At 43.4% G+C, this 2,004-nt stretch carries 3 protein-coding genes; all 3 read right to left on the minus strand.

The window, feature by feature from the left end:
* Window positions 1–71: 71 nt before the first annotated feature.
* The gene (locus N902_RS19860) at window positions 72–740 is read right to left on the minus strand and encodes a glycosyltransferase family 39 protein (protein WP_153304248.1); all 669 of its coding nucleotides are present in this window, start codon (window positions 738–740) and stop codon (window positions 72–74) included.
* A gap of 14 nt (window positions 741–754) precedes the next feature.
* Window positions 755–1,138 (minus strand): UbiA prenyltransferase family protein, encoded by a 384-nt coding sequence (locus N902_RS20420; protein WP_244147433.1) that lies wholly within the window; start codon window positions 1,136–1,138, stop codon window positions 755–757.
* A 149-nt stretch (window positions 1,139–1,287) separates the two neighbouring features.
* On the minus strand, window positions 1,288–1,623 hold the full coding sequence (locus tag N902_RS20425; protein WP_244147434.1) for a UbiA family prenyltransferase: 336 nt from the start codon (window positions 1,621–1,623) through the stop codon (window positions 1,288–1,290).
* Window positions 1,624–2,004: the final 381 nt, after the last annotated feature.

Genomic DNA, 2,004 nt, shown 5'->3' on the forward strand with positions numbered 1-2,004 from the left:
GAGAGACCTAACACCGTCCTTTCATCCACGGCGTGGGTCCAGGCGGCAGCTGGTTAGGTTATCTTAGGTTATCAACTGGTAACGATAATTGCGCCAAAAGAAATAAGTATTAGTTTTATGGATCTTTTTTTATTATTTTCTATGAATAGATAGTATAGCGCTAATATTGCTATAACTCCAAAGCTAAATGCACCTATATATCTACTCATAAATAAAGATATAGATGTTAAAAAAATAAGTATATAATTAAAGTTATTCGGTTTTTCTGTTTTGAGTAAAGAATATATAGACAAGCAAAAAAGTAGTAAAAGAAATATAAATAATGTTTCACTCCATGTGTAGCTGTAAATACATATAAAAGATGAAAAAAATAAAACTAAAGCATAAAGATAAGATTGTCTCCTGAATGTTTTTCGTATTGTAATCAATATACCTAAAATTAAGAGAATATTAGTAAGCTTGGAAGCCCAAAAGACTGATAAGTTAGAAATTTTGGCCACAATGAATATCAATGTTGGATATCCTACCGGCCAGACAGCAAAAGGCTCTCTCCTTAAGTCATGACCTAAAACATAGCCATCTCCATTTAAAAGATTTTTAGCTACTGATAAATAATTCGTAGAGTCGGGACTTAAAAAGCCATTAGGGTTTAAATAAGATTGTATAACTATAGAAAAGGACATACTTATTAAAATTATGAAAAGATATAGATTTTCTTTAAAATCTTCACTGATGTTCATAAGATATCCCAAAGTTATACATACAATATCCAAACAAAACTACCCAACCATCCCACCAAAGTCATCTGCACAAACCCATCCCGCAACAACACCTTTGTCGGGCTCCCACACTTCTCCTCCACAAAAGCGATCTGCATATAGCGTAAAATCCCGAGGACCACGAAAATTGCGGTCAGGAAGGTGTACGAACTGGAGAGCTTGGCGGTCACGGCTGGGGAGATGGACCAGAGGATATAGGCCAGTATGACGATGGACGCGGTCATAACCATCGCGGCGTCGAGAAATTTAATATTGTACCCATCAATGACTTTGCGGGTTTGTTGGCCGGTCGTGTTGCAGAGCAAGACATCGTCGCGGCGCTTGGCCAGGGCGAGGAACAAGGCCAGCAAAAATGTCATGACGATGATCCAATGGGACAGGTTGACCCCTGTGGCCGCAGCTCCGGCAAACAGGCGGAGGACAAAGCCGATAGAGATGCAGGTGATGTCGATGATGGGCTGGTGCTTAAGCTTGTAGGAGTAGGCGATGTTCAGAAGTATGTAGGATGCTATGAGGCCCAGGACCAGCGGTCCGGAGTATGCGGCGAGCGATACCCCCCCAGCAAGAAAAGTGCCAATAATACAAGCGATTGGGTAGATGTGACTCTGCCTGAGGCTATGGGGCGGTGCTGCTTTTCCGGGTGCTTGCGGTCGTCGAAGCGGTCCTGCCGGTCATTCAGGATATAGACGCCGCTGGCTACCAGGCAAAAAGCGGCAAAGACAACAAATGAACTCCCAATAACACCAGGCTGGTGGAGCTTGAAAGCGAAGAACGCGGGCAGGAAGACAAAGAAGTTCTTGATGTATTGGTGGGGGCGGGCGAGTTCAACGATATCTTTGAGCATAAGGAAACTGTATCCGTTCAGGGGGTGCCGGTGTGGGGGAATACATCATTTCCAGGCGTCTTCGCCGCAGCAATCTCTGGATGCTGGGATGAGATTGCCACGAACCTTTCAGATGCTCGCAATGATGATTTTTCCAGGATCTTCCATCCCTCTGAATGCTTGCTGTTCTACCGCACTATCTGCAGAGCTACGAGCAGCCATTTCCCTGACACATAGATGACGAAAAATCAAGTCAACATGCGGCTCGTATCTTTTGTTGGAGACATGACGGCGCTATTTCAATTGGTGTATGAGTTTAGCCCTTTGATAAACTAAGCTGCCATGTCCAATTCCGTCTCATTTTGGGTGTGGTTTCGCTTAATATAGTTTTTGCTCAGCTCT

The sequence above is a fragment of the Desulfovermiculus halophilus DSM 18834 genome, from assembly GCF_000620765.1.
GTDB classification, from domain to species: Bacteria; Desulfobacterota; Desulfovibrionia; order Desulfovibrionales; family Desulfothermaceae; genus Desulfovermiculus; species Desulfovermiculus halophilus.